This window comes from Paracoccus litorisediminis (assembly GCF_009711205.1).
Taxonomy (GTDB): domain Bacteria; phylum Pseudomonadota; class Alphaproteobacteria; order Rhodobacterales; family Rhodobacteraceae; genus Paracoccus; species Paracoccus litorisediminis.
On sequence record NZ_WMIG01000005.1, the window covers coordinates 91,035 to 117,081 of the forward strand.

General features: G+C 64.0%; 24 protein-coding genes. 10 read left to right on the top strand and 14 right to left on the bottom strand.

The genetic code is table 11. From position 1 onward, the window contains the following. The first annotated feature begins 316 nt into the window (after positions 1-316). Positions 317-919, top strand: coding sequence for a YitT family protein (locus GL300_RS11950; protein WP_155039999.1), 603 nt, complete (start codon positions 317-319; stop codon positions 917-919). Positions 920-931: 12 nt separating this feature from the next. Here GL300_RS11950 and GL300_RS11955 read toward each other — a convergent pair whose 3' ends face one another. After that, entirely contained in the window at positions 932-1,276 is a 345-nt protein-coding gene (locus GL300_RS11955) for an arsenate reductase family protein (protein WP_246195158.1), read from the bottom strand. A gap of 143 nt (positions 1,277-1,419) precedes the next feature. After that, the gene (locus tag GL300_RS11960; RefSeq protein ID WP_155039866.1) at positions 1,420-2,712 is read right to left on the bottom strand and encodes a DUF3422 family protein; all 1,293 of its coding nucleotides are present in this window, start codon (positions 2,710-2,712) and stop codon (positions 1,420-1,422) included. Positions 2,713-2,874: 162 nt separating this feature from the next. On the opposite strand from GL300_RS11960, the gene GL300_RS11965 reads away from it, so the two are divergent. Next, positions 2,875-3,384 (top strand): L,D-transpeptidase family protein, encoded by a 510-nt coding sequence (locus GL300_RS11965; protein WP_155039867.1) that lies wholly within the window; start codon positions 2,875-2,877, stop codon positions 3,382-3,384. Positions 3,385-3,484: 100 nt separating this feature from the next. Beyond that, positions 3,485-3,787 (top strand): hypothetical protein, encoded by a 303-nt coding sequence (locus tag GL300_RS11970; RefSeq protein ID WP_225612319.1) that lies wholly within the window; start codon positions 3,485-3,487, stop codon positions 3,785-3,787. 71 nt (positions 3,788-3,858) lie between these two features. On the opposite strand, the gene GL300_RS11975 is transcribed toward GL300_RS11970, so the two are convergent. From GL300_RS11975 to GL300_RS11990, 4 genes are all read right to left on the bottom strand, one after another. Then, positions 3,859-5,298: an NAD(P)(+) transhydrogenase (Re/Si-specific) subunit beta gene (locus GL300_RS11975; RefSeq protein WP_155039868.1), complete on the bottom strand. Its 1,440-nt coding sequence runs from the start codon at positions 5,296-5,298 to the stop codon at positions 3,859-3,861. Positions 5,299-5,308: 10 nt separating this feature from the next. Further along, on the bottom strand, positions 5,309-6,883 hold the full coding sequence (locus tag GL300_RS11980) for a Re/Si-specific NAD(P)(+) transhydrogenase subunit alpha (RefSeq protein WP_192337226.1): 1,575 nt from the start codon (positions 6,881-6,883) through the stop codon (positions 5,309-5,311). A gap of 212 nt (positions 6,884-7,095) precedes the next feature. Beyond that, positions 7,096-9,234: a malate synthase G gene (locus tag GL300_RS11985; protein WP_155039870.1), complete on the bottom strand. Its 2,139-nt coding sequence runs from the start codon at positions 9,232-9,234 to the stop codon at positions 7,096-7,098. A gap of 174 nt (positions 9,235-9,408) precedes the next feature. Continuing rightward, positions 9,409-10,029 (bottom strand): hypothetical protein, encoded by a 621-nt coding sequence (locus tag GL300_RS11990; protein WP_155039871.1) that lies wholly within the window; start codon positions 10,027-10,029, stop codon positions 9,409-9,411. Between the two features lie 156 nt (positions 10,030-10,185). Here GL300_RS11990 and pepN point away from each other — a divergent pair, with 156 nt between their 5' ends. Both pepN and GL300_RS12000 read left to right on the top strand, forming a co-directional pair. Then, on the top strand, positions 10,186-12,735 hold the full coding sequence (gene pepN / locus GL300_RS11995) for an aminopeptidase N (RefSeq protein WP_155039872.1): 2,550 nt from the start codon (positions 10,186-10,188) through the stop codon (positions 12,733-12,735). 71 nt (positions 12,736-12,806) lie between these two features. Next, a complete protein-coding gene (locus GL300_RS12000) occupies positions 12,807-13,694 on the top strand; it encodes a 1-acyl-sn-glycerol-3-phosphate acyltransferase (RefSeq protein ID WP_246195159.1) in 888 nt (295 codons plus the stop codon). Positions 13,695-13,839: 145 nt separating this feature from the next. Here the strand turns inward: GL300_RS12000 and proB are convergent, their stop codons facing one another. Continuing rightward, the gene (gene proB / locus GL300_RS12005) at positions 13,840-14,952 is read right to left on the bottom strand and encodes a glutamate 5-kinase (RefSeq protein WP_155039874.1); all 1,113 of its coding nucleotides are present in this window, start codon (positions 14,950-14,952) and stop codon (positions 13,840-13,842) included. Continuing rightward, the gene (gene obgE / locus GL300_RS12010) at positions 14,940-15,971 is read right to left on the bottom strand and encodes a GTPase ObgE (RefSeq protein ID WP_192337221.1); all 1,032 of its coding nucleotides are present in this window, start codon (positions 15,969-15,971) and stop codon (positions 14,940-14,942) included. Before obgE ends, proB begins: the two co-directional genes overlap by 13 nt. Positions 15,972-16,104: 133 nt before the next feature. Between obgE and GL300_RS12015 the strand changes: the two genes are divergently transcribed. From GL300_RS12015 to eno, 4 genes are all read left to right on the top strand, one after another. After that, positions 16,105-16,443 carry a DMT family transporter gene (locus tag GL300_RS12015; protein ID WP_155039876.1) on the top strand — a complete coding sequence of 113 codons (339 nt, stop codon included), beginning with the start codon at positions 16,105-16,107 and terminating at the stop codon, positions 16,441-16,443. A gap of 71 nt (positions 16,444-16,514) precedes the next feature. Continuing rightward, positions 16,515-17,933, top strand: a complete 1,419-nt coding sequence (locus GL300_RS12020) for a protein adenylyltransferase SelO (protein WP_155039877.1) — start codon at positions 16,515-16,517, stop codon at positions 17,931-17,933. A gap of 13 nt (positions 17,934-17,946) precedes the next feature. Then, on the top strand, positions 17,947-18,705 hold the full coding sequence (locus GL300_RS12025) for an endonuclease/exonuclease/phosphatase family protein (RefSeq protein WP_155039878.1): 759 nt from the start codon (positions 17,947-17,949) through the stop codon (positions 18,703-18,705). A 64-nt stretch (positions 18,706-18,769) separates the two neighbouring features. Next, complete coding sequence (gene eno / locus GL300_RS12030; protein ID WP_155039879.1) at positions 18,770-20,047, top strand: phosphopyruvate hydratase; 1,278 nt, start codon at positions 18,770-18,772, stop codon at positions 20,045-20,047. A gap of 45 nt (positions 20,048-20,092) precedes the next feature. On the opposite strand, the gene GL300_RS12035 is transcribed toward eno, so the two are convergent. From GL300_RS12035 to cysS, 3 genes are read right to left on the bottom strand one after another with little or no spacing between them, the layout of a single operon-like run. After that, positions 20,093-20,854, bottom strand: a complete 762-nt coding sequence (locus GL300_RS12035; protein ID WP_155039880.1) for a squalene/phytoene synthase family protein — start codon at positions 20,852-20,854, stop codon at positions 20,093-20,095. Next, positions 20,851-22,467 carry a citramalate synthase gene (gene cimA, locus GL300_RS12040; RefSeq protein ID WP_155039881.1) on the bottom strand — a complete coding sequence of 539 codons (1,617 nt, stop codon included), beginning with the start codon at positions 22,465-22,467 and terminating at the stop codon, positions 20,851-20,853. Before cimA ends, GL300_RS12035 begins: the two co-directional genes overlap by 4 nt. Further along, a complete protein-coding gene (cysS, locus tag GL300_RS12045) occupies positions 22,467-23,891 on the bottom strand; it encodes a cysteine--tRNA ligase (RefSeq protein WP_155039882.1) in 1,425 nt (474 codons plus the stop codon). The genes cimA and cysS overlap by 1 nt, the downstream gene beginning before the upstream one ends. A gap of 180 nt (positions 23,892-24,071) precedes the next feature. Between cysS and GL300_RS12050 the strand changes: the two genes are divergently transcribed. After that, on the top strand, positions 24,072-24,413 hold the full coding sequence (locus tag GL300_RS12050) for an MmcQ/YjbR family DNA-binding protein (protein WP_155039883.1): 342 nt from the start codon (positions 24,072-24,074) through the stop codon (positions 24,411-24,413). Between the two features lie 178 nt (positions 24,414-24,591). Here the strand turns inward: GL300_RS12050 and GL300_RS12055 are convergent, their stop codons facing one another. The 3 genes from GL300_RS12055 to GL300_RS12065 all read right to left on the bottom strand — a co-directional run bounded on the left by GL300_RS12055 (position 24,592) and on the right by GL300_RS12065 (position 26,047). Beyond that, positions 24,592-24,936, bottom strand: a complete 345-nt coding sequence (locus tag GL300_RS12055; protein WP_155039884.1) for a hypothetical protein — start codon at positions 24,934-24,936, stop codon at positions 24,592-24,594. Between the two features lie 62 nt (positions 24,937-24,998). After that, positions 24,999-25,499, bottom strand: coding sequence for a transcription antitermination factor NusB (nusB, locus tag GL300_RS12060; protein ID WP_155039885.1), 501 nt, complete (start codon positions 25,497-25,499; stop codon positions 24,999-25,001). After that, entirely contained in the window at positions 25,496-26,047 is a 552-nt protein-coding gene (locus GL300_RS12065; protein ID WP_155039886.1) for a 6,7-dimethyl-8-ribityllumazine synthase, read from the bottom strand. Before GL300_RS12065 ends, nusB begins: the two co-directional genes overlap by 4 nt.

The window sequence follows — 26,047 nt, forward strand, 5'->3', positions numbered from 1 at the left end:
CTCGGGTCCGATCGGCGTATGGCAGTTGCCGCAACCGGCTGGACCCTGGACCAGATATTCGCCGCGCTCAACGCTGGGTGCGGCAAGTAGGGCGGTGGGCATTAGGGCAAGGGCTAGAACGGAAATTCCGCATTTCATGGCTGAGACCCCAGTGGATGGACTGCAGGCTAAATACCACGAAGCGCGATCCGCCCAGCGGGGCATTCTGCGGCAAAGGGGCTGTCTCTTTGGTCAGAAAAGTGCGTTTTGTCCACGAGTACAGGAAATCATGCCAAGGGATCTTGCGCATTCCCGCCACTCGGGCCAGAGCAGCGCCATGACCGAGAATACCCTCCGACACAGCCTGATCGACGATGCGCAGGGGCTGGCCTATGGCAGCTTCGTGGCAGCGGTCGGCGTCATCCTGATGACCCATATGGGCTTCGTCACCGGCCAGACGGCTGGTCTGGCGATCCTGATTTCCTATGCGACCGGCTGGGGCTTTGGCCCGGTCTTCTTTGCGGTGAACCTGCCCTTCTACTGGCTGGGCTACAAGCGCTTCGGCCTGACCTTCACCCTGAAAAGCTTTGTCGCCGTGGCGCTGCTTTCGGTCATGGCGCAGTTTTTGCCCGCCCAGATGCAATTCGGCCACGTCCATCCCGGCGTGGCGGCGGTGCTGCTGGGATGCTTGACCGGATCGGCGCTGCTGGCGCTGTTCCGGCACGGGTCCTCACTGGGCGGGATCGGGATTGTGGGGCTGTATATTCAGGACCGCACCGGGTTCCGCGCCGGATGGACGCAGATGATCTTTGACGCCTGCCTGTTCGGCTGCGCGCTGCTGCTGCGCGACTGGCAGACGGTCGGCTGGTCGTTCCTGGGTGCGGTGGTGCTGAACCTTGTGATCGCGATGAACCACCGCCGCGACCGCTACATCGCCTGAAGGCGCGGCCCTTTAGGCCGCCACCCCCAGCGCGCGTTTCACATTCGCAGTCCAGCCCAGCAGGCGCAGATCCCCCTGCACGATTGCCGGACGCTTCATCAGCGAAGGCTTGGCCAGCAGCATCTCCAGCGGCGTGGCGGCGCGTTCGTCCTCGGACATGCCACGCCATGTCAGGCTGGCGCGGTTGACGATCTTTTCGCCAAAGGCGGGGATCATCTGCTGCCAGTCCTCGGTGGACAGGGGCGCGGTCTTCACGTCGCGAAAGTCGACGGTCCAACCCGCAGATTCAAGCTCGGACTGGGCTTTCTGGCAGGTCGAGCAATGGGCCAGCCCATACATGGTCAGGTTCTTGGTCATCAGATCAGCGGCACCAGAGGAACGTTGCAGGCGGAAAGGGCCAGAATGGCCAGCAGGGAAAGGGCAAGTTTCAAGGAAAGGCTCCTAGGGTTTTAGCCGCGCCTTATCGCCCGGAAGGCGACAAGGGTAAAGCCACGGCCCGTTCAGTGGTCATCATGCAGCCGCGCCCTGATCCGGTGCATCCCGAACCACACCGCCAGCACCACCAGCGGCGTCAGCGCAGCGATCAGCACGGATTTGTCCAGATGCACGGCATGGGCCAAGGGATACAGCGCATAGCCCAGCAGCCCGACCGCGTAATAGCTGATCGCAACGACCGACAGCCCCTCGACCGTGTGCTGCAAGCGCAGCTGCAAATCGGCGCGGCGGTCCATGCGCTGCATGATTTCCTGGTTCTGGGCACCGCGCCAGACATCGACGCGGGTACGCAGCAGTTCACCCGCGCGCTCGGCCCGGTCCAGCAGGGTGGCCAGCCGCTTCTCGGTCGATTTCACCGTCCGCATCGCCGGGGCATAGCGGCGCTGCATGAACTCGGTCAGCATCTGCCCGCCCATGAAGCGGGTCTCGCGCAGGGCGGCCACGCGCTCCATCACAATGGCCTCATAGGCGGCGGTCGCGCCAAAGCGGAAACTGTGCTGGGTCGCAGCGCTTTCCAGTCGGGTCGAAACCGACAACAGGTCATGCAGGACCGCCTCGGACGGGCGGGTATCGTCGGCCATACCTTGCAGGATGTCGCTCAGCTGCACTTCCAGCCCGTTCATCTGCTCGCTCAGGATGCGGGCGCGGCCCAGACCCAGCATCGACATGGCGCGGTAAGTTTCCAGATCCAGCAGGCGCTGGATGATCCGCCCGACCCGACCCGAAGCGGTGCCGGGACGGACAAATACGGCAAAACGCATCCAGCCCGCCGGATCGATGCGGAAGTCGCCGGCCACGGCAGCGGATTCGTCCAGCACCCAGACCGAGGCAAGACTTTCGGCCGCGAACCATTCTTTCAGGCGCGGTTTGATCTCATTCGGGTCCTCGGGCAGCACATCGACATGGACGATGACCGCCGCCACGCGTTTACCCGGCGCGTTGCGCTGCCAGTCCAGCGGAAAGATCTCACCCACCGAAGGATCGAAGGGCCGCGGCGGCAGGCCACGGGCAAAGGCCGTGTAGGTCACGAATTCGGTATGGCTTTCCCAGCGCAGCTTGTGGCGACCCAGTTGCGCGGCATAGTGCCCCGCCTGCGGGTCCGGGCTGGGCGAGCCGTGGCGGCTGCACAGATCGGCCAGATGCGCGACATCGCGCGACCGTTCACGGTTGGCCGCATCGCGCGGCTCCTTGAAGGCCACGAAGACGGCGGTGCAAGGGGCCTCAAGCCGCGGCGAGGGCCGGGCATGGAGTTCATTGACAAGGGCATAGCGCAGCGGGTGTTCGGCTTGGTCGTTCATGCGCGAATGATTAGCAGGCCCGTTTCGCGGCGCATAGAGAAAAGCCGGGGGCCAAATTTCGCCGCGTCAGTGGGGTTGCCTCAGCATTTCGTGATCGTCACCTGATTGTTGCCCGCGCCGGTTGCAGGCAAAATAGCGCAAAACACCACCGAGGGGACAGTGATGAGACGCTGGTTGACCGGATTGATCGTCGTCGGGCTGATCGCAGGGCTGTCCGCCTGCGGTCCAAGCAAGTTCAAGCGCTACTCCGGTCCTCCTGTGACCGAGGTGCTGGTGCTCAAGGGTGAGCGCAAGATGTACCTGCTAAGCGGCAACCGCGCGCTCAAGGCCTATAACATCGGGCTGGGCAATGAGCCGATCGGCCACAAGCAGGTCGAGGGCGACGGCAAGACCCCCGAGGGTCTGTATTACATCGACCGCCGCAATCCCGACAGCAAGTATCACCTCTCGGTCGGGGTGTCCTATCCGAACGTGGTGGACAGCGCCAATGCCGCCTCGTTCGGCATGCGTCCGGGCGGCGACATCTTCATCCACGGTCAAGGGCCTGAAGGCCGCGTCCTGTCCCAACGCCAGCGCGATTGGACTGCAGGCTGCATCGCTGTCCGCGACGACGAGGTCGAGGACGTCTATGCCATGGTCCGCAATGGGACCCCGATCCGCATCCTGCCCTGATCTTGCGGTGCGGTCCAGAAATGGGCCGCAAAAACCCTATTTGCGGGGAATGAAGCACCTGTTCAAATAGTCAGATAGGCGCTTCCTTCCATACAGGTTAATGGTTGACGGTACTTTTCACGTGCTGAAGGCCATGTATTTACCCCCAGTCATTCATGCTGCGCTGATTGATTCCGACGAGACCGAAGGCTATGTGCCTGCGGCCATTGAATCTGTCCTGCGTTTCGGTCCGAAGTCAAAATGGCGTGCCGGCGCCATTGTGATGGGTTGTGCCGAACGTTCGCAGGCCGTGGCGATACGCTGCGCCCTGCTGATCCCGCGCCGTGGAAAGCGCACGCGCAAACTTGCGCTGCATCCCGCGCTGCCCGCCGAAGTCGTCAAATCCATGCTCCGGGCTCTTTGAACCACCATGACCAAGCGGCAAAGAAAAAAGGCGGGCCCCTGGGCCCGCCTTGATCGTTTCGTCGCTGTGCCTCAGTCGATCATCGGCAGCAGCTGGTCGATGGATTTCTTGGCGTCGCCATAGAACATCCGGGTGTTCTCCTTGTAGAACAGCGGATTTTCGATGCCGGAATAGCCGGTGCCCTGCCCGCGCTTCGACACAAAGACCTGCTTCGCCTTCCAGACCTCCAGCACCGGCATGCCGGCGATCGGGCTGTTCGGGTCCTCTTGCGCCGCCGGGTTCACGATGTCGTTCGAGCCGATGACGATGGCCACGTCGGTATTGGGGAAGTCCTCGTTGATCTCGTCCATTTCCAGAACGATGTCGTAAGGGACCTTGGCCTCGGCCAGCAGCACGTTCATGTGGCCCGGCAGGCGGCCCGCGACCGGGTGAATGGCAAAGCGGACATTCTTGCCGCGCGCCCGCAGCTTGCGGGTCAGCTCCGACACCGATTGCTGCGCCTGTGCCACTGCCATGCCATAGCCCGGAACGAAGACGATCTCATCGGCCTCGTTCAGGGCCGCAGCCACGCCCTCGGCGTCGATGGCGATCTGTTCGCCTTCGATCTCCATCGCCGGGCCGGTCTCACCACCGAAGCCGCCAAGGATGACGCTGACGAAGTTGCGGTTCATCGCCTTGCACATGATGTAGGACAGGATCGCACCGGACGAGCCGACCAGCGCACCGACCACGATCAGCAGGTCATTGCCCAGCGTAAAACCGATGGCCGCCGCCGCCCAGCCGGAATAGCTGTTCAGCATGGACACGACGACCGGCATGTCGGCACCGCCAATGCCCATGATCAGGTGATAGCCGATGAAGAAAGCGGCCAGCGTGATGACCAGCAGCCACAGCACCGGCGCGCCGGTGGTGCAGTAAAGGATCACGGCCAGCAGCGACAGCGCGGCAGCGCCCGCATTCAGCATATGCCCGCCCGGCAGTTTCTTGGGCTTGCCGTCGATCTTGCCGGCGAGCTTTCCGAAAGCCACGATCGAGCCGGTGAAAGTCACCGCACCGATAAAGATCCCCAGTGCGACCTCGACCTTGAGCATGGCGATCTCGGCCGGGGACTTGTGTGCCAGCACCGCGGCAAAGCCGTGGAACTCGGCGCTCGCGTCAGCGGCCTTGGCGCGCAGCACGCGGCCCAGTTCGAATTGCGCGTTGAAGCCGATCAGCACGGCGGCAAGGCCGACCAGGCTGTGCATCGCGGCGACCAGTTGCGGCATTTCCGTCATCTGGACGCGCTTGGCGACGATCCAGCCAATGCCGCCGCCAATGGCCAGCATGACCAGCGACAGGAACCAGTTGCCTGCGCCGGGACCGAACAGGGTGGCCACGACCGCTAGGGCCATGGCCGAGATGCCATACCAGACCGCGCGCTTGGCGCTTTCCTGTCCCGAAAGCCCGCCCAAGGACAGGATGAACAGGACGGCGGCCACCACATAGGCGGCGGTGGTGATTCCGAACTCCATCACCCTCTCCTCACGACTTCTGGAACATGGCAAGCATCCGGCGCGTGACCAGGAAACCACCAAAGATGTTGACGCCCGCCATCAGCACCGACGCCGCGCCAAGGATCACGATCAGCCACGACCCCGAGCCGATCTGCAGCAGCGCGCCGACGATGATGATCGAGGAAATCGCGTTGGTGATCGCCATCAGCGGCGTGTGCAGCGAGTGGCTGACATTCCAGATCACCTGGAAGCCGACGAAGCAGGCCAGCACGAAGACGATGAAATGCGACAGGAAGCTGGTCGGAGCAAAGCTGCCGATCAGCAGCATCAGCACCGCGCCCGCGCCCAGAAGCGTCACTTGCGACTTGGTCTGCGCCTTGAACGCGGCGATTTCCTGCTCGCGGCGCTCCGCAGGGGTCAGCTCCTTGGCTTTCTCCTTGGGCTTCTGCGCGGCGATCGCGGCCACCTTGGGCGGCGGCGGCGGCCAGGTCACGTCGCCGTCATGGGCGACGGTTGCGCCACGGATGACGTCGTCCTCCATGTTCTGGACCAGCTGGCCGTCCTTGCCGGGCGTCAGGTCGGCCAGCATATGGCGGATGTTGTTGCCGTAAAGCTCGGATGACTGCGCCGCCATGCGAGAGGGGAAATCGGTGTAGCCGATGATGACGACGCCGTTTTCGGTGACGAAACGCTCATCGGGAACGGTCAGGTCGCAGTTGCCGCCACGCTCGGCGGCAAGATCGACGATGACCGAGCCGGGCTTCATCGCCTCGACCATGTCCTTGGTCCACAGCTTCGGCGCATCGCGTCCGGGGATCAGCGCCGTGGTGATGACGATGTCCATGTCGGGCGCAAGCTCGCGGAACTTTTCCAGCTGCTTTTCGCGGAATTCCGGGCTGGAGGGGGCGGCATAGCCACCGGTCGCCGCACCGTCCTGAAGCTGCTCCTTGAAATCAAGGTAGACAAAGGACGCGCCCATGGATTCGATCTGCTCGGCCACTTCGGGCCGCACGTCAAAGGCATAGACCTGCGCGCCAAGGCTGGTCGCGGCCCCGATGGCCGCCAGACCGGCGACACCCGCGCCCACCACCAGCACCTTGGCCGGAGGCACCTTGCCCGCCGCCGTCACCTGCCCGGTGAAGAAGCGGCCGAAATTGTTGGCAGCCTCGATCACCGCGCGATAGCCCGCGATATTGGCCATCGAGGACAGCGCGTCCATTTTCTGCGCGCGCGAGATCCGCGGGACCATGTCCATCGCGATGGCAGTGATGCCCTGTTCGCGCGCGGTTTCCAGCAGTTCGGCATTCTGCGACGGATAGAAATGCGAGATCAGCGTCTGGCCGTGGCGCATCTGCTTGATCTCGGCCTCGCTTGGCGGACGAACCTTGACCACAACGTCAACGTCATTCACCAGTGCCGAGGAGGTCGGCTCGACGGTGATACCCGCCGATGCATAGGCTGCGTCGGTAAAGCCTGCGCGCACACCCGCGCCGCTTTCCACATAGACCTCGTGACCCAGTTTTCGCAGATGGGCCGCCGAGGCCGGAGTGATCGCAACCCGCGCCTCTCCCTCGTAACTCTCCTTCAAAGCGCCAATCTTCACGAGGGCACCTCCCCTGTTAGCGTGTTACAGGCGAGTTGATAGCATCGCGAAATTATCTTTCACAAGGGCGTGACGGGAGAACTCATCCCGAATATTGACGTTAGGTCAATTTGGCGTTTTCTGCGAATTTTCTGGCAAAACGACGAAAAAGGCGCCGGAGCTGCCGCAAATTCGCGTAGCTTCCGGCGCCCAAAGGCAGATGTTTCGCTGCGTCAGATCGCGCGCTCGGCCTTGGCCTGCAGACGACGGGCATGCAGCACCGGCTCGGTATAGCCCGAGGGTTGCACGCGGCCGAGGAAGACCAGATCGCAGGCCGCCTGGAAGGCCACGCCGTCATAGCCCGGCGCCATGGCGCGGTAGGCGGCATCACCGGCGTTCTGACGGTCCACCACGGCGGCCATCTTGCGCATCGCGTCCATCACCTGCGCTTCCGAGACGATGCCGTGGTGTAGCCAGTTGGCCAGCGACTGCGCCGAGATGCGCAGCGTCGCCCGGTCCTCCATCAGGCCGACATCGTTGATGCCCGGCACTTTCGAGCAGCCGACGCCCTGATCGACCCAACGCACGACATAGCCAAGGATGCCCTGGCAGTTGTTTTCCAACTCGCGCGTGACTTCGGCGTCGCTGTAGTTGCGGCCCCCGGCCAGCGGGATGGTCAGCAGCTCATCCAGCCGCGCCGGACGCTTCAGCTCGGCGATCTCGGCCTGACGGGCATGGACATCGACCTGATGGTAATGGGTCGCATGCAGGGTCGCGGCGGTCGGGCTGGGCACCCAAGCGGTGTTTGCGCCCGCCATCGGATGGGCGATTTTTTGCGTCAGCATGTCGGCCATCAGGTCGGGCATCGCCCACATGCCCTTGCCGATCTGGGCCTTGCCGGCCAGACCACAGGCCAGACCGATATCGACATTGCGATCCTCGTAGGAGGCGATCCAGGGCTGGGATTTCATCTCGCCCTTGGCCAGCATCGCGCCGGCCTCGATCGAGGTGTGGAACTCATCGCCGGTGCGGTCGAGGAAGCCCGTATTGATGAAGGCCACCCGGTGTTTCGCGGCGCGGATGCATTCCTTCAGATTGGCGCTGGTGCGGCGCTCTTCGTCCATGATGCCCAGCTTGACGGTGTGGCGCGGCAGGCCCAGCACCTGTTCGACGCGGTCGAAGATCTCGCTGGCGAAGGCGACTTCCTCGGGGCCGTGCATCTTGGGCTTCACGACATAGATCGAGCCCGTGACCGAGTTGCCCGCACCGTCGCGCTTCAGATCGCGCATGCCGCAAAGCGCGGTGACCATGGCGTCCAGCAGACCCTCGAAGACCTCGTTGCCCTCGCGGTCAAGGACGGCGGGGGTGGTCATCAGGTGGCCGACATTGCGCACCAGCATCAGCGCGCGGCCCTTATGGGTGACGGTCGAACCATCGGGCGCGGTGAAGCTGACGTCGGGGTTCAGTCGGCGGGTAAAGGTCTTGCCACCCTTCTCGACCTGCTCGGACAGGGTGCCGTCCATCAGGCCCAGCCAGTTGGAATAGGCCAGCGCCTTGTCCTCGCCATCGACGCAGGCGACCGAATCCTCGCAATCCATGATCGCGGACAGCGCCGATTCCAGCACGATGTCCGAAATCCCGGCCTTGTCCTGCCCGCCGACCGGGGTCGAGGGGTCGATGACGATGCGGATCAGCAGCCCGTGATGCTTCAGGAAGATATCCGAAGGCGTCGCGGCATCACCCAGATAGCCCGCAAAACCCGCAGCATCGCCCAGCGCCGGGGACAGGACACCATCGGTGACGCTCAGCGCGGCAACATCGCTCCACGAGCCGGCGGCCAGCGGCACGGAACGGTCAAGGAAATCGCGACCCCATGCGATCACGCGGGCGCCGCGCCCGGCATCATAACCCTTGCCTTGCGGCATGTCGCCCAGCGCATCGGTGCCGTAAAGCGCATCGTAAAGGCTGCCCCAGCGGGCATTGGCGGCGTTCAGCGCGTAGCGGGCGTTGGTGATCGGCACGACCAGCTGCGGACCGGCGACACTGGCGAATTCGGGATCGGTCGCAGAGGTCTCGATCTGGAAGTCATCGCCTTCGGGAACCAGATAGCCGATCTCGGTCAGGAAATCGCGGTAGGCACCTGCGTCGACGGACTGACCCTTGCGCGAAAGGTGCCATGCGTCGATCGAGGATTGCAGTTCGTCCCGACGGTCCAGCAGCGCCCGGTTGCGGGGACCGAAATCATGCAGCAGGGCCGAAAGGCCTTCCCAGAAACGGCGCGGCTCGACACCGCTTCCCGGCAATGCGCGCTCATTGATGAATGCGGCCAGGGTCTCGTCCACCCGCAAACCAGCCTTTTCGACACGCGCCATCGCGATTCCTTCCTAATTCCAACAGCATGAGTGATTTCGGTATACGGTGGCATGCCAAACCCCGCAACCGTGCAACCGCGCCCAGTATTAAGCGCGTATTGAAGGATATTCCCCAAGAAATAGAGAAACCGCCGGCGGAATATCCGCACGGCGGTCCTTTTGCCTTAAACCGGATCAGTTGGCCGGAGGCGTGGTCGTCGTCGCCGGAGGCGTTGCCGGTTCAACGGTCACGGCATCCTCGACAGCCTGACCGGCATCCTTCATCGCCTCTCCGGCTGCGGTCGCAGCATCCTTGGCCGCATCCTCGGCAGCGTTCACGGCATCCGAGGCCGCTTCACCCGCCGCATTGGCCGCATCCGTGGCGGCATTGGCCGCGTCGGTTGCTGCATCGTTCACGGCAGCCCCTGCGGCGTCGGCCGCGCTTTTGGCTGCGGTGGCTGCGTCAGTGGCCGCCTCACCTGCCGCATCGGCAGCATTGGTCGCCGCATCCGCAGCCGTGTTGGCCGCATCTGCCGCCGCCTCGGGTTCCGTCGTCGTCGCCGGAGCGGTCGAGGTCTCTGCCGGGGCGGTGGTCGTCACGGCGGCAGGCTCGGTCCCGGTCGTGACCTCATTTCCGTTCATGAAGTATTGCACGACGAAATAGGCGATCGCCAATGCAAGCAGGATGCCGATGATCAACGGCAGGGGCGAGGCGCGACGTTCCACAGGCTCCACATAGGTCTGGTTGGCCGGATCCCGGTAGGCGGGATCGACCGGATCATTCCTGTTCGGATCATTCGGATCGTAATTGGCCATCTTGGCTCTCCTCGGGACAAGTTTCGAAGGGGTCTCGCCCGGGATTGCGCCGCATGGCAATCGGCCCGGTGGGTTGCGACCCGGATATCCTGCGATTAACAATCGGGTTTCCGCGCGAGTTCCCGCGACTTGCCAAGTTTTTTGAAGGTCCATGTCATGACCGACACGCAATATCTCTCTGATTGGCGTCCCTATCCCTATGAGATCCTCGAGACCCGGCTGGAGTTCCGGCTGGACCCAAGGGCCACGATCGTGCGCTCGCAGATCGACTTCCGCCGCCTTGCGCCCGAGGATCTGGTCCTTGACGGCGCGGGTCTGAAGACCCTTTCGCTAAGCATCGATGGCCAAGCTGTTTCGCCCTCGCTGATCCCGCAGACGGATGGAAAGCTGATCATTCCCGCCGCACAGCTTCCCGACAGCTTCACCCTTGAGGCCGAGGTTCAGATCGACCCCGAGGCGAATACCGCCCTTGAGGGTCTCTACCTGTCCGGCGGCATGTTCTGCACCCAATGCGAGGCCGAAGGTTTCCGCCACATCACCTGGTATCCCGACCGCCCCGATGTGATGGCGCCCTTCCGCGTGACCGTGCATTCCGATCAGCCGGTGCTGCTGTCGAATGGCAACCCGGTCAGCAGCCAGCCGGGTCAGGCCGTCTGGCACGATCCATGGCCCAAGCCCGCCTATCTGTTCGCGTTGGTCGCAGGCGATCTGCGCGCCATCTCTGACCGCTTCACCACCATGTCGGGACGTGACGTCGCGCTGAACGTCTGGGTGCGTCCGGGCGACGAGCCGCGCGCGGGTTACGCGATGGAGAGCCTCATCCGTTCGATGAAATGGGATGAGGAGGCCTACGGCCGCGAATATGACCTCGATGTGTTCAACATCGTCGCCGTCGATGACTTCAACATGGGCGCGATGGAGAACAAGGGCCTAAACATCTTCAACTCGAAGCTGGTCCTTGCCACCGCAGAAACCGCGACCGATGGCGATTACGAGCGCATCGAGGGCGTCATCGGCCATGAATACTTCCACAACTGGACCGGCAACCGCATCACCTGCCGCGACTGGTTCCAGCTGTGCCTCAAGGAAGGGCTGACGGTCTTCCGCGACCAGCAGTTCACCAGCGACATGCGCTCGGCCTCGGTCAAGCGTATCCATGACGTGCAGACCCTGCGCGCGCGCCAGTTCCGTGAGGATGCGGGTCCGCTGGCCCATCCCCCGCGCCCGGATCACTACCAAGAGATCAACAACTTCTACACCGCCACCGTCTATGAAAAGGGCGCCGAGGTCATCGGCATGCTCAAGCGGTTGGTAGGCGATGAAGGCTACCGCAAGGCGCTGGACCTGTATTTCGACCGCCATGACGGACAGGCCTGCACGATCGAGGACTGGATCACCGTCTTCCAGGACGCGACGGGCCGCGATCTGACGCAGTTCAAGCGCTGGTATACGGATGCGGGTACCCCTCGTCTGTCGCTGACCGAGGAATGGTCCGACGGTAAGCTGGTCCTGAACTTCCGTCAGCACACCGCCCCTACCCCCGGCCAGCCCGACAAGCCCGCCCGTGTTATTCCCATCGCCCTTGGCCTGATCGGCCCCAATGGTGACGAGGTCCTGCCGACCACCGTGCTGGAGATGACCGAAACCGCGCAAAGCTTCAGCTTTGACGGCTTGGGTGCGCGTCCGGTCGTGTCGCTGCTGCGCGGCTTCTCGGCCCCCGTCACCGTCGCACGCGAGATGACGGCGGATGAGCAGGCCTTGCTGCTGGCGCATGACACCGACGCCTGCGCCCGCTGGCAGGCAGGCCATGACCTTGCGCTGGATGGGCTGATCGCCCGCGCGCAGGGGCAGGAAGGCGGGGCCGAGTTCATCCGCGCCATCGCCGGGCTACTGGACGATGCGGAATCCGATCCGGCCTTTGCCGCGCTTTGCCTTGTCCTGCCGGGCGAAGAGGAAATCGCCACCACCATGGCAGCAGCGGGCGTGACCCCTGACCCGGACGCGATCAACCGGGCCCGCACCGCGCTGATGCTTGAGCTTGCCACAGCGCATCAGACGGCTCTGGCCCGGCTTTATGACGCGATGGAGTCCAAGGGCCCCTATGTGCCAGATGCGGAAGGCGCGGCCCACCGCAGCCTGCGTCTGGCCTGCCTTGCCTATCTCAGCCGTCTTGACGGCGGTGACCGGGCCGAGGCGCTGTTTGCCAGTGCCACTAACATGACCGAACGTCAGGGCGCACTGGAGCAACTGATCGCCGCAGGTCGTGACAAGGACGCGCTGGCACGGTTTGAGGCCGAGTTCCGCCAGAACCGCCTTGTCATGGACAAGTGGTTCATGGTCCAGCCCCTGCGCGCCGCAGCGGGTCAGGCCGTCGCCCGTGCCCGTGAACTGGCCGCGCGGCCCGATTTCGACTGGAAGAATCCCAACCGCTTCCGGGCGCTGATCGCGGGGCTGACCTCGAACCATGCCGGCTTCCATGCGGCGGATGGCTCGGGCTACGACTTCCTTGCCGACTGGCTGATGAAGCTCGACCCGGTCAACCCGCAGACCACGGCACGCATGTGCTCGGCCTTCGAGACGATTTCGCGTTATGATGCGGGCCGTCAGGCCAAGGCGCGCGCCGCGTTGCAACGCATCGCCGCCATGCCGGGACTTTCGCGCAACACATCCGAGATGGTTACGCGTATCCTTGCCGGTGCTGGCTAAGGTTGCATCAAGCGGTCTTGCAGCCGCCTCGCGGGCACGGCAATACTGCCGCTATGGATGCCCGCGAGGACATGAAAAGACGCCTTGATCCGCTGATAGACGAGCGGGCACCTTGGCTTTTTTCAGGCCGTTGGCACCATAACCTCGCGCGGCGGGCACTGATGTGGCTGCTGCGCTATCCCCAGACCGTCGAACTGGGCGCCGAGTTTCGCGACCTGCCCGCCGATGAGATCATGCGCCGCATGGCCCAGCTGATCGTGCGCGATCTGACGGTTGAGGGGCTGGAAAACCTGCCCGCCACCGGGGCGGCGCTGATCGTCTCGAACCACCCGACCGGGATCGCCGACGGGATCGTGCTGCATACGGTGATCTCGGCGGTGCGGGACGATCTGTTCATCTATGCCAATCACGACATCATGCGGGTCCTGCCGCAATGCAGCAGCCTGATCGCCCCGGTGGAATGGCGCACTGAAAAGCGCAGCCACGCCAAGACCCGTGCCACGATGGATTACACTCGCGAGGCGCTGGCGCGCGGCCGCATCGGTCTGATCTTCCCCTCGGGTCGGCTGGCCAAACGCCGAGGTCTTACGCTGCATGAGCGCCCGTGGATGGCCAGTGCGGCGATGATCGCCAAGAAATTCGACGTGCCGGTCATTCCCTTGCGTATTCGGGCGCGGAACTCGACGCTGTTCTACCTGCTGGACGCGATCCACCCGACGGTGCGGGACGTGACGCTGTTCAACGAGGTACTGAACAAGGGCGCGCAACCCTTTGCCGTCACAATAGGCCAACCAATCCAACCGGCATCCCTGCCCGCCCGCAGCGAGGAGGGCATCGCCATTCTGCGCGACGCCGTCCTGAACCTTCCGCCACCTTCGGCACAGGCCACCCAACTGTCGCAGATCCGCAGGCTGTCGCAGGTCCGCCATGCCATGACCAAGCCGCACCCGATCGAGTAAAATCGCCAGTGCGCCGCGTGTGGCCGATGCCGTGTTTGGGTATTTAAGAAACGAAGAAATCCAGAAGCGAGGCTTGAGGCTTTCTTCGTTTCTTAAATACCCATGCGACAGTGCGGCCGGCGCGGCGGTTGGCATGATGCGCGGCTCAGACCACCATATCGTCGCGATGGATCAGTGCGGCGCGGCCCGGATAGCCAAGGATCGACTCGATTTCGTCGCTGCGATGCCCCGCAATGGCGCGGGCCTCGATCGAGGAGTAGCGGATCAGGCCTGAGGCCAGCGTGCCGCCCTGCATGTCCAACACCACGACCGGATCGCCGCGGCCAAAACGACCTGCGACTTCGGTGACGCCCGCAGGCAGCAGCGATTTGCCGTGGCGCAGCGCATCCGCCGCGCCAGCATCGACGCGGACTTCACCCTTGGGCTTCATCGCCGCGATCCAGCGCTTGCGCGCGGCATGGGGGTCGGTATCCGGCAGGAACCATGTCACCCGCGCACCACCCGCCACCGCCTGCAGCGGGTGCAGGACCGAGCCCTCGGCAATCGCCATGGCGCAGCCACCGGCGACGGCGGTGCGTGCGGCCATCAGCTTGGTCTTCATCCCGCCTTTGCTCAGCCCCGAGATGGGATCGCCACCCATGGCCTCGATTTCGGGGGTGATCTGTTCGACCACCGGCAGGTGGCGGGCAGTCGGGTCGGTCTTGGGATTGGCGGTATAAAGCCCGTCCACGTCCGAAAGCAGCAGCAGCTGGTCCGCCCCGCAGGTCACAGCGATCTGTGCGGCCAAGCGGTCATTGTCACCAAAGCGGATCTCGTCCGTCGCGACGGTGTCGTTTTCATTGACGATGGGGACGACGCCCATACCCAGCAGCACCTGCATCGTCGCCCGGCTGTTCAGGTAGCGACGGCGATCGGTCGTGTCGTCCAGCGTCACCAGCAGTTGCGCCGTCTTGACGCCATTCGGGACCAGCGCTTCCTCATAGGCGCGGGCCAGACGGATCTGGCCGACGGCAGCAGCAGCCTGTGACTGTTCCACCCGCAGGGGTCCTGCGGGCAGATCCAGAACTTTACGGCCCAGTGCGATGGCGCCCGAGGACACCAACACCACATCCGTGCCGCGCGCCCGCGCGGCAGCCACGTCGTCACACAGCGCGCGCAGCCAGTCCGCGCGCAGACCCTGCGCATCGACCAGCAGCGCCGAGCCGATCTTGACGACCAGCCGCTGCGCCCGCCCCAGTTCGGGGATTACGGCTGCCAAGGTGCGTTATCCTCTTCGGTCTGGGGAAGGCGCGACGGCGCGATCTGCGTCCACAGCGCGCGCAGCACTTCGGGCACGCCCGCCCGCGAAACACCGGACATCAGGAAGACCGGGCCGCCGATTTCGGCTTCCAGCGCGGCGCGCTTCTCGGCCAGTTCCTCGGGGTCGATGGCGTCGATCTTGTTCAGCGCGGTGACGCGCGGCTTTTCGGCCAGTGCGGGCGAATAGGCCGCAAGTTCGTTCAGAATGGTGCGGGCATCGGTCGCGACATCCTCGGCGGTTCCGTCCACCAGATGCAGCAGCACGCGCGAGCGTTCGACATGGCCAAGGAACTGGTCGCCCAGACCACGGCCCTCGGATGCACCTTCGATCAGGCCGGGGATATCGGCCATGACGAATTCATGCGCGTCGATACCGACCACGCCCAGATTCGGGTGCAGCGTGGTAAAGGGATAGTCGGCGATCTTGGGCCGCGCATTCGACACGGCCGACAGGAAGGTCGACTTGCCGGCATTGGGCAGGCCCAGCAGGCCCGCATCGGCGATCAGCTTCAGGCGCAGCCACAGCGTGCGCTCGATCCCCGGCAGGCCCGGATTGGCATTGCGCGGCGAGCGGTTGGTGGCGCTTTTGAAATGCAGGTTGCCGAAGCCGCCATTGCCACCCTTGGCCAGCAGCACGCGCTGGCCCGGTTCGGTCAGGTCGGCGATCACCGTTTCCTGATCCTCATCGAGGATCTCGGTCCCGACGGGCACCGTCAGCACGACATCGTCGCCCGAGGCGCCGGTACATTGCGAACCCATGCCATGCTGGCCGGACTTGGCAAAGAAATGCTGCTGGAAGCGGAAGTCGATCAGGGTGTTCAACCCCACGACCGCCTCGGCCCAGACGCTACCGCCACGACCACCGTCGCCGCCGTCAGGGCCGCCATATTCGATGAACTTCTCACGGCGGAAGGATACGCATCCCGCGCCTCCGCCACCCGAGCGGATATAAACTTTGGCGAGATCGAGGAACTTCACAACGCAATCCTTGGCAAAATACGGGGCAGAGCGTGGGATACGCCCTTGGCCCGTCCGGTTCAAGGGCGGCGTGGCTTTTCCCCGGCGAAGGGACAGGTTATCATCCCCGCGCCCTTGCGAAAGATGCCTGAAAATGCCCCTGACCACCTATGCCACTCTGGTTATCGCGATCGCGCTTGAGGTGGTCGGCACCACGTTCCTGCAACGCAGCCAGCAGTTCACGCAGGTTTTGCCGACGCTGATGATGGGGCTGTGCTATGCTGGATCGTTCTATTTCCTGTCGTTGACGTTGCGCACCATGCCCTTGGGCATCGCTTATGCGATCTGGAGCGCGCTTGGCATCGTTCTGGTCTCGACCATCGGGCTGGTGGTGTTCGGGCAGCGGCTGGACCTGCCCGCAGTCATCGGCCTGGGGCTGATCGTGGCGGGCGTGGTCGTGGTCAATGTCTTTTCCTCAACTGTGTCACATTGACGCGCAAGGTGGCCGTGCCGCCCTTAACATTTCGCCAATGAAGGCTAGATAAGGTCGAAAGGAGGGTCACAATGATCCACTTCGACAACAGCTACGCCCGCCTGCCCCAAGGGTTCTTCACCCGCACTGCGCCGACCCCAGTGCGCGACCCCAAGCTTGTCGCCCTGAACCTGCCACTGGCCGCGCGTCTGGGCCTTGATCCCGCATGGCTGCAAAGCCCCGAAGGCCTGCTAATGCTGGCCGGGAATACCCTGCCCGAAGGGGCGGAACCGATCGCGCAGGCCTATGCCGGTCACCAGTTCGGCGGCTTTTCCCCGCAGCTGGGCGATGGTCGCGCGGTGCTGCTGGGCGAAGTCGTGGCCCCCGACGGTGCGCGTTTCGACATCCAGCTGAAAGGCTCGGGGCCGACGCCCTTCTCGCGCCGGGGCGACGGGCGGGCTTGGCTGGGTCCGGTTCTGCGCGAATATCTGGTCAGTGAGTTCATGGCCGCCTTTGGCGTGCCGACCACGCGGGCCTTGGCCGCCGTCACCACGGGCGAGCAGGTCATTCGCGAAACCCTGCTGCCCGGCGCGGTCCTGACCCGCGTGGCGTCCAGCCATATCCGGGTCGGCACGTTTGAATTCTACGCCGCACGCGGCGACCGTGACCGGCTGCGTCTGCTGGCCGAACATGTCATCGCGCGGCATTACCCAGACGCCTCGGGTGCGGCGGACCTGCTGCAGCGCGTGGTCGAAGCGCAGGCCTATACGATTTCCTGCTGGATGGGTCTGGGCTTTATCCATGGCGTGATGAACACCGACAACATGTCGGTCTCGGGCGAGACCATCGATTACGGCCCCTGCGCCTTCATGGACGGTTACCGGCCCGACAAGGTGTTCTCCTCGATTGACGCCTATGGCCGCTATGCCTGGAACGAACAGCCCAATATCGCCGTCTGGAACCTTGCGCAGCTGGCCAGTTGCCTAGTGCCGCTGATGGGCGACAGCGACGAGGCCGTGGCCGAAGCGACGCGGATCGTCCATTCTTTCCCGGCGCTTTACCAGCGCGAATGGCTGCGCCGTTTCGCGGCCAAGCTGGGCATCACATCCCCGCGCGACACCGACCGCGCGCTGATCGAACGCCTGCTGGGCCTGATGGCCGAGGGGCAGGCCGATTTCACCCGCGTCTTTGCCGGCCTGTCCAACGGCAAGGCCCGCGACGAGTTCCTGAACCGTGATTCCTTCGACCAATGGGCCGTAGACTGGCAGGCGCGTATCAAAGATCTGCCGGACGCCGCGCAGGTCATGGCACGGGCCAATCCCCGCCGCATCCCGCGCAACCACCGGATCGAGGAAGCCATCGCACAGGCCCGCGACTCCGGCGATTACAGCCCGTTCCATCTGCTCGACGCCGCCTTGCGAGACCCGTTTACGGATCGCCCGGAATGGGACAAACTCGCCCTTCCTCCCCAGCCCGACGAGGTCGTCCAGCGCACCTTCTGCGGCACCTGAGAAGAAAGGTTCCATGCCCCAACGCACGGATCGGCTGAGACTGGCCAGCTACAACCTGCATAAATGCCGCGGCATGACCGGCCCGCACGCTCCCGAGCGAAACCTTGAGGTCATTGCCGGCATCAAGGCCGATGTGATCGCCCTGCAAGAGGTCGATTTCCGCCTTGGCCGCCGCCCCGAGGCCCTGCCCCGCGCCCAGATCAAGGAAGCGACCGGGCTGGTTCCGGCCGATTTCGTCTCGACCGGGGAAAGCTCGCTGGGCTGGCATGGCCAGACCATCCTGATGCGCCCGGAACTGGCTGAGCAGGCGACCATCCGCCGCCTGCCCTTGCCCGGATTCGAGCCGCGTGGGGCATTGGCGTTGCGCCTGCCCGGCGTCACGGTGATCGCCGTGCATCTGGGGCTGATCCGGTCCTCGCGCCGCGCGCAATTGCGCCGGATCGTGGCGCAGGCCGGACGTTTCGGCCATGACCGGTTGATCCTGACCGGCGATTTCAACGAATGGCACGACAATCGCGGGTTGGAGGCACTGGCACCGATGCATGTGCTGGCCCCCGGTCCCAGCTGGCCCGCGCCCTTTCCACGCCTGCGTTACGACCGCATCGCAGTGTCGCGCGGGATCGAAGTGCTTGATTCCGGGGTCTGGGACAATGAGACGGCGCGGCTCGCCTCGGATCACCTGCCGATCTGGGCCGATCTGGTGCTGGAACCCTGGTCCGCCGCACCCGAGCCGGGGATTTCCGGCCGTGTGAGCGATAACCCCGCTGAATGACGCTTTTCTGCATCTGCGAAGGCCGCTAAACAGCCTGCAACCATTGTCACGAGAGGGACGGAACATGACCGCCATCATCGACATTTTCGCGCGCGAGATCCTGGACAGCCGCGGCAACCCGACCGTCGAGGTCGATGTCACGCTGGAAGACGGCACGATGGGCCGCGCTGCGGTGCCCTCGGGTGCCTCGACCGGCGCGCATGAGGCCGTCGAGAAGCGCGATGGCGACAAGTCGCGCTACATGGGCAAGGGCGTGCTGGAAGCCGTCGCCGCCGTGAACGGCGAGATCGCCGAGAACCTGATCGGCGAGGATGTCACCGACCAGATCGGCATCGACCGCCTGATGATCGAACTGGACGGCACCCCGAACAAGTCGCGCCTGGGCGCGAATGCCATCCTCGGCGTGTCGCTGGCAGTGGCCAAGGCCGCAGCCGAGACCAGCGCCCAGCCGCTTTACCGCTATGTCGGCGGCACGGGCGCGCGCATCCTGCCGGTGCCGATGATGAACATCATCAATGGCGGCGAGCATGCCGACAACCCGATCGACATCCAGGAATTCATGATCATGCCGATTTCGGCATCGAGCATCCGCGAAGCCGTGCGCATGGGTTCCGAGATTTTCCACACGCTGAAAAAGGAACTGTCGGCGGCGGGTCTGTCGACCGGGATCGGCGACGAGGGCGGCTTTGCTCCGAACCTGTCCTCGGCCCGCGATGCGCTGGACTTCATCCTGACGGCCATCGAGAAGGCCGGCTACAAGCCCGGCGAAGACATCATGCTGGCGCTGGACTGCGCCTCGACCGAGTATTTCAAGAACGGCAAATACGAGATGAAGGGCGAGGGCAAGTCGCTGACCTCGGCCGAAAACGTCGCCTATCTTGAAGCGCTGTGCAACGACTACCCGATCCTGTCGATCGAGGATGGCTGCGCCGAGGATGACTGGGAAGGCTGGAAGCTGCTAACCGAAACGCTGGGCGACCGCGTGCAACTGGTCGGCGACGACCTGTTCGTCACCAATCCCGAGCGTCTGGCCGAAGGCATCGAGCAGGGCTGCGGCAACTCGCTGCTGGTCAAGGTCAACCAGATCGGCACCCTGACCGAGACGCTGGACGCCGTCCGCATGGCCGACCGCGCGGGCTATACTTCGGTGATGTCGCACCGTTCGGGCGAGACCGAGGACGCCACTATCGCCGACCTCGCCGTCGCCACTAATTGCGGCCAGATCAAGACCGGCTCGCTGGCCCGTTCGGACCGGCTCGCGAAATACAACCAGCTGATCCGCATCGAGGAAATGCTGGGCGCATCGGCCGAATATGCCGGGCGCAGCATCCTGCGCGGCTGATCGCCACGCGAATATGCGGAAAGGGCGGCCAATTGGCCGCCCTTTTCATATCCACCAGCGATGGGTCAGCGCGAAGGCGCCAAGCGCCAGTCGCTTTCGGAACTCCGAAGGCTGGACGACGGCCAGCACCTCGATCCCTTTCGGGGCCGCATCAAGGATGGGTTTGACGCCCGCGCCGGGAAACAGGATCGGTGCCACGGCACGCGACACGTGACGCCGCTGTGCCCGCGCCTCGGTCAGTTTTTGGTGCGCATGGGTGGCGATCTGCGACAATGCCTCGGGCGACGGGTCCCAAAGGCCCAGCCCCAATCCCTGAAGCGCGGGCAAGGCGGCCAACCAGTTGACCAGACCCAGCCCCTCGGCTTGCGCGGCAATGGCAGGCGTCGCCGCCGTCGGCCCATCGAGGGCCTCGGCGGCGAATTGGGCCAGCGGCACCGCCGTGTCCCGCACATAAGCCATGACAGCGTCCGGCCCGTCATGCGGTTCGCGCGCCGAATCGCGACGGCGAGCTTCGGCCAGCGCAGCCAAGGCTGCCGCACGCGGGCCCCAGGCTTCGGCCAACGGCGTCAGCAATTCATGTGACTGGGCCTTACCCTCGCCGATATCCTCGAGCCGTTCGATCCACCATTGCAGGCGCATTTCGGCGATCAGCGGCTCGTTCGAGGCCAATGGCGCGCGGGCCAGTTCAAGGTTCAACGCATAAAGCGTCAGCAGCCGGGGCCGCGCCGCAGAGGGGACCATCAGGCAGATCCCGAACCGGTCGGGATCATGTTCGCGCAGCGCATCCGCGCAGTCATCGAGACTCATGCCGGAGCCACCCGGTCGCGGATCAGCTTCCAGCGGATCGCGTCCACCAGCGCCTCAAAACTGGCATCGACGATGTTATGCGAGACGCCGACGGTGGACCAGCGATGCCCCTGCCCGTCGGCGCTGTCGATGATGACCCGGGTGACGGCATCGGTGCCGCCGCCGGTGATACGGACGCGGAAGTCGACCAGATGCATGTCCTCGATATGGGTTTGGTACGGCCCCAGATCCTTGCCCAAGGCGCGCCACAGCGCGTTGACAGGGCCGCGATCCTGCCCCTCTTCGTCCATGCTTTCGCTGACCGACAGCATCCGCTGATCACCAATGCGGACCACGACCACGGCTTCAGACACCGAGATCCGCTGCCCCAGCGCGTTCTTGCGCCGCTCGACGGTGGTGCGATAGCGCTCGACCGAGAAATAGGGTTCAAGCGTCCCAAGCTCGGCCCGCGCCAGCAGCTCGAAACTGGCCTGCGCGCCGTCATAGGCATAGCCCTGATCCTCGCGCACCTTTACCAGATCAAGAATGCGGGCCAGCGCCGGATCGTCGCGGCCGACCTCGATCCCCGCACCGGCCAGACGTGCGCGCAGGTTCGACTGCCCGGCCTGATTGGACATCGGGATGATCCGCTCATTGCCGATGATCGCGGGTTCAACATGCTCATAGGTTGCGGGATTTTTCAGGATCGCGCTGGCATGCAGCCCCGCCTTATGCGCGAATGCCGAGGCCCCGACATAGGGCGCAGCGCGCAGCGGCACGCGGTTCAGGATCTCATCCAACCGGCGCGAGATCCGGGTCAGACCGGCCAGTCCCTCGGGTGAAACGCCGGTTTGCAGCGTCGAGCGATAGGGCTCCTTCAGCAACAGCGTCGGGATCAGCGTGGTCAGGCTGGCGTTACCGCAACGCTCACCCAGGCCGTTCAGCGTGCCCTGAATCTGGCGCGCGCCTGCGTCGACGGCGGCCAGGGTGCAGGCCACCGCATTGCCGGTATCGTCATGACAATGGATGCCCAGTCGGTCGCCGGGAATGCCGCCCGCGATCACCGCACGGGTGATTTCGCCCACGCGACCCGGCAGCGTGCCGCCATTGGTGTCGCACAGCACGACCCAGCGCGCGCCTGCGTCAATCGCCACGTGCAGGCATTCCAGCGCGTAATCGGGATCGTCAGCGTAGCCGTCAAAGAAATGCTCGGCGTCGAACAGCGCCTCGCGCCCCTGCGCCACCAGATGCGCGACCGAGGCGCGGATGTTCTCAAGGTTCTCGTCCAGACCGATTCCCAACGCCTCGCGGACATGAAAGGGGTGGGTCTTGCCGACCAGACAGACCGAGGCCGTTCCCGCATTCAGCACCGCCGCCAGCACATCGTCGTTCTCAGCCGAGCGTCCCGCCCGCTTGGTCATGCCGAATGCGGTCATGGTGGCGCGGGTTTTGGGCGCTGCGTCAAAGAAGTCGCTGTCCGTCGGATTCGCGCCCGGCCAGCCGCCCTCGATATGATCGACGCCCAACAGGTCCAGCATCTGCGCAATCTCGACCTTCTCGGCCGCCGAGAACTGCACGCCTTGCGTCTGCTGCCCGTCACGCAGCGTGGTGTCGTAAAGGTAAAGGCGTTCCATCAGAGCCCTTTGAGTTCGTTAGCGTCGAAGTGGGCCATCGGCGCGAGCTCGACACCTTCGCGGCCCATCTGAACCGCGACGCCAGCGTTGGTTAGCATCTCTTTAAAGCTGTCGACTGGTGCAAAGTCCTTAGTCTGCTTTGCGACATCGCGGAGGGCTTGAAGTTTTTCCGCATATGAAGCGAGCCCCGCAACCTTTTCTCGAAGTTCCCCAATACGGGCTCCCATCTGATCAAGTTTGATCAATCCAAGAAAATCGAGGTTTGCTACCAGATCGGTCACGAGGTCGCTTTGATTGGCCATCCGATCTAGCGCCATGAGTGCAGCATGGGTGTTGAGATCGTCTGCAAGCGCCGCGACAACTGCCTCATGAGGTCCGATCATCCTTGCCTTGGCAAGATCAGCGTATTTTTCGGCCATCCAAACGTAGTCTTCGAGCTTACTCCGCGCCGCGACGGCTTTTTCCTCCGTCCAGTCCATCGGACTACGATAATGCGTCTGCATCAAAACGTATCGGATCACCTCGCCCGGAATCCCCTGATCCAGCAGGTCGCGCACGGTAAAGAAATTGCCCAAGGACTTGGACATCTTCTTGCCCTCGACCTGCAGCATCTCATTATGCAGCCAGACATTGGCAAACTGCCCATGCGGATGGGCGCAGCAGCTTTGCGCGATCTCATTCTCATGATGCGGGAATTGCAGATCGATCCCGCCCGCATGAATGTCGAAGCTCTCGCCCAGCAGCTCATAGGACATGGCCGAGCATTCGATATGCCAGCCCGGACGCCCCCGGCCCCAAGGGCTGTCCCAACCCGGCAGACCGTCATCCGAGGGCTTCCACAGCACGAAATCCATCGGATCGCGCTTGAAGGGTGCAACCTCGACCCGCGCGCCGGCGATCATGTCATCGACCGAACGCCCCGACAGCCGCCCATATTCGGGATAGGAGCGCACGTCGAACAGCACGTGCCCCTCGGCGGCATAGGCATGGCCGCGCACGATCAGAACCTCGATCATCTCGATCATCTGGCCGATGTAGTCGGTGGCGCGCGGCTCAAAATCCGGGCGTGCCGCACCCAGCGCGTCCATGTCGGCGTGATACCAGCCGATGGTTTCCTCGGTCCGCTCGCGGATCAGGTCCTCAAGCGTGCCGGGCGCGCCGGCCTGCTGACGGGCCAGTGCGGTCGCATTGATTTTGTCATCGACATCGGTGAAATTGCGCACATAGGTCACGTGATCCGCGCCATAGACATGGCGCAAAAGCCGCACCAGCACGTCAAAGACGACCACAGGCCGGGCATTGCCCAGATGCGCCCGGTCATAGACGGTGGGTCCGCAGATATACAGCCCCACGCGCGCCGGATCGATGGGGCGGAAAATCTCTTTCCCGCGGCTCTTGGTATTCGTCAGTCTGATCTCGACCATGACTTCCCTCGAATTGGGCATCCCGAACCTGTCCCGGCGCGGGCGTCATTGGTCACGAAGGAACGCCCGCCTGAATTTTCAGCCGGTAATGATGCAACGGATGGTGGCGGCGTGCAGCTTCATGCCGTTGCCTTAAACCATCGCCTTGCCTCTGCCAAGAGAGGCTGCAAGACTAAGGCCATGAGCCGCGAACTGGTCAATGAAATCTGCGCCGCACAGCCGGGGGCCGAATGGTCCGATCCCTGGGGCGGAGGCCATGATTGCTGGAAGGTCGCGGGCAAGATCTTTGCCCTGACCGGAACAGTCGGAACCCACGTCACCGTCAAGACCGAAAGTGCCGAGATGGCGTCTTTCCTGATCGAGACCGGCGTCGCCGACCGTGCCCCCTATATGCACGCAAGCTGGGTCGCCCTGCCGCTTGACGCCGCCCCCGACGAACTGGCCCACCGCATCCGCCATAGCTACCGTCTGGTCCGCACGGCCCTGTCCCGCAAGGCACAGGCCGCGCTGCCGCCGCTGTAGGAGTGAGATCCCCACGCAATTAATATTATCTATCAAATAGATAAGTTGAATTATTTATCTAATTTCGAAGCCCTTATAAAAACACACACATATCGTGCGGTTAAGGACTGCGCCTACAGCAGCAGGCGCGCAGGAAACAGGGCCACAGTCCAGAACGCTGGACAAGATCGAAGGCCGCTTAATGCCCGTGGCTATCCGGCAGCAGCTTCTTACGATCTCTGCTGCCCGCAGTTGATTCAACCAGCACCTTCGGTCGCGAGATGTTGGAAAACACCACTCTTCCCGACGGCGGTTTCCTCCCGCCTTCAGCCATCAGCATCACGGAAATGCCGAACTGCACGCCTGCAAACAGCGCGGCGTGAAAGAAGATCAGCATGAAGAAACCGATCCAGCCCGCCGGACTTGCAAACAGCAGATGGCGAAGCCCCGCGATGTCAAAGGCCACCAGCAGGACAGCGAAGATGACGCCCAGAACGGCCCCGAACATCATGCTGGAAAGGTAAAGCCGGATCAGCCTTGGCATGGCATCCCTCCTGCCGGATCAGGCAGGAAGGATAATCGGTTTCCGGAAAATTCCCAAGAGGCTCAGAAAGCCTCGGGGCGGGCCTCGCGGGCCATGTGGTCAAGCACGGCGTTCACGAATTTCGACTCGCGGCCTTCGGGGAAGAAGGATTGCGCGATGCGGACATATTCGGTGATGACGACCTTGGGCGGCACGCTCGACGCAACCAGTTCGGCTCCGGCGGCACGGAACAGCGCGCGCAGCACCGGGTCGATGCGGGCGATCGGCCATTTCGCCACCAACCCGCGATCGGTCATCTGGTCGATCTTGGACTGCCAGTTCACGACCCCATCGACGACACGGCGGAAAAGGTCTTCATCGGCCTCGGCCGAGACCATGTCCGCGTCCTCGTCCGTCCGGCCGATGCGCCATTGGCTGAATTCCGCCAGAACGCGATCGGCGGATTGGCCGCCAGCTTCCATCTGGAACAGCGCCTGTACGGCGTAAAGCCGGGCGGCCGCGGTGCGTGCCTGACGGGCTGCTTTCTCTTCCGGGCTCAGCCGGTTTCCACCTTGCCCGCTCATGCGCCGCGTGGTCCTTCAAGTTCGCCCGCAATGCGGATCACGTCTCGGTTCAGATCGGCGGCCTGTCCGGCCGGGCGGGCTTCCCAGCCGCGCTTCAGCGCGATCAGGTGCAGCGCCGCAGCAGCCGCGCCGCCACCCTTGTTCTGGCCCTGATGCTCGGCGCGGACGGCAGCCTGGTCGTAATTCTCGACCGTCAGGATGCCATTGCCGATGCAGGTGCCCTGCAGGCCCAGCAACGTCAGCCCGCGAGAGCTGTCGTTGCAGACCGTGTCGTAATGCGTGGTCTCGCCGCGGATGATGCAGCCAAGGGCGACATATCCGTCATAAAGACCGCGCGACGCCGCCAGCCCGATTGCAGTCGGGATTTCCAGTGCGCCGGGGACCTCGACCAGATCGACGGCAGCCCCGACCGACGCGGCGACAGCCTTGGCGCCGGCGACAAGCTCGTCCGCAATCTGGCGGTAATAGGGCGCGACCACGATCAGCAGCCGGACGCCGCCCTCGATCCTGGGCAGCGGCAACTGATAATGTTCGATGCTGGCGGCCAT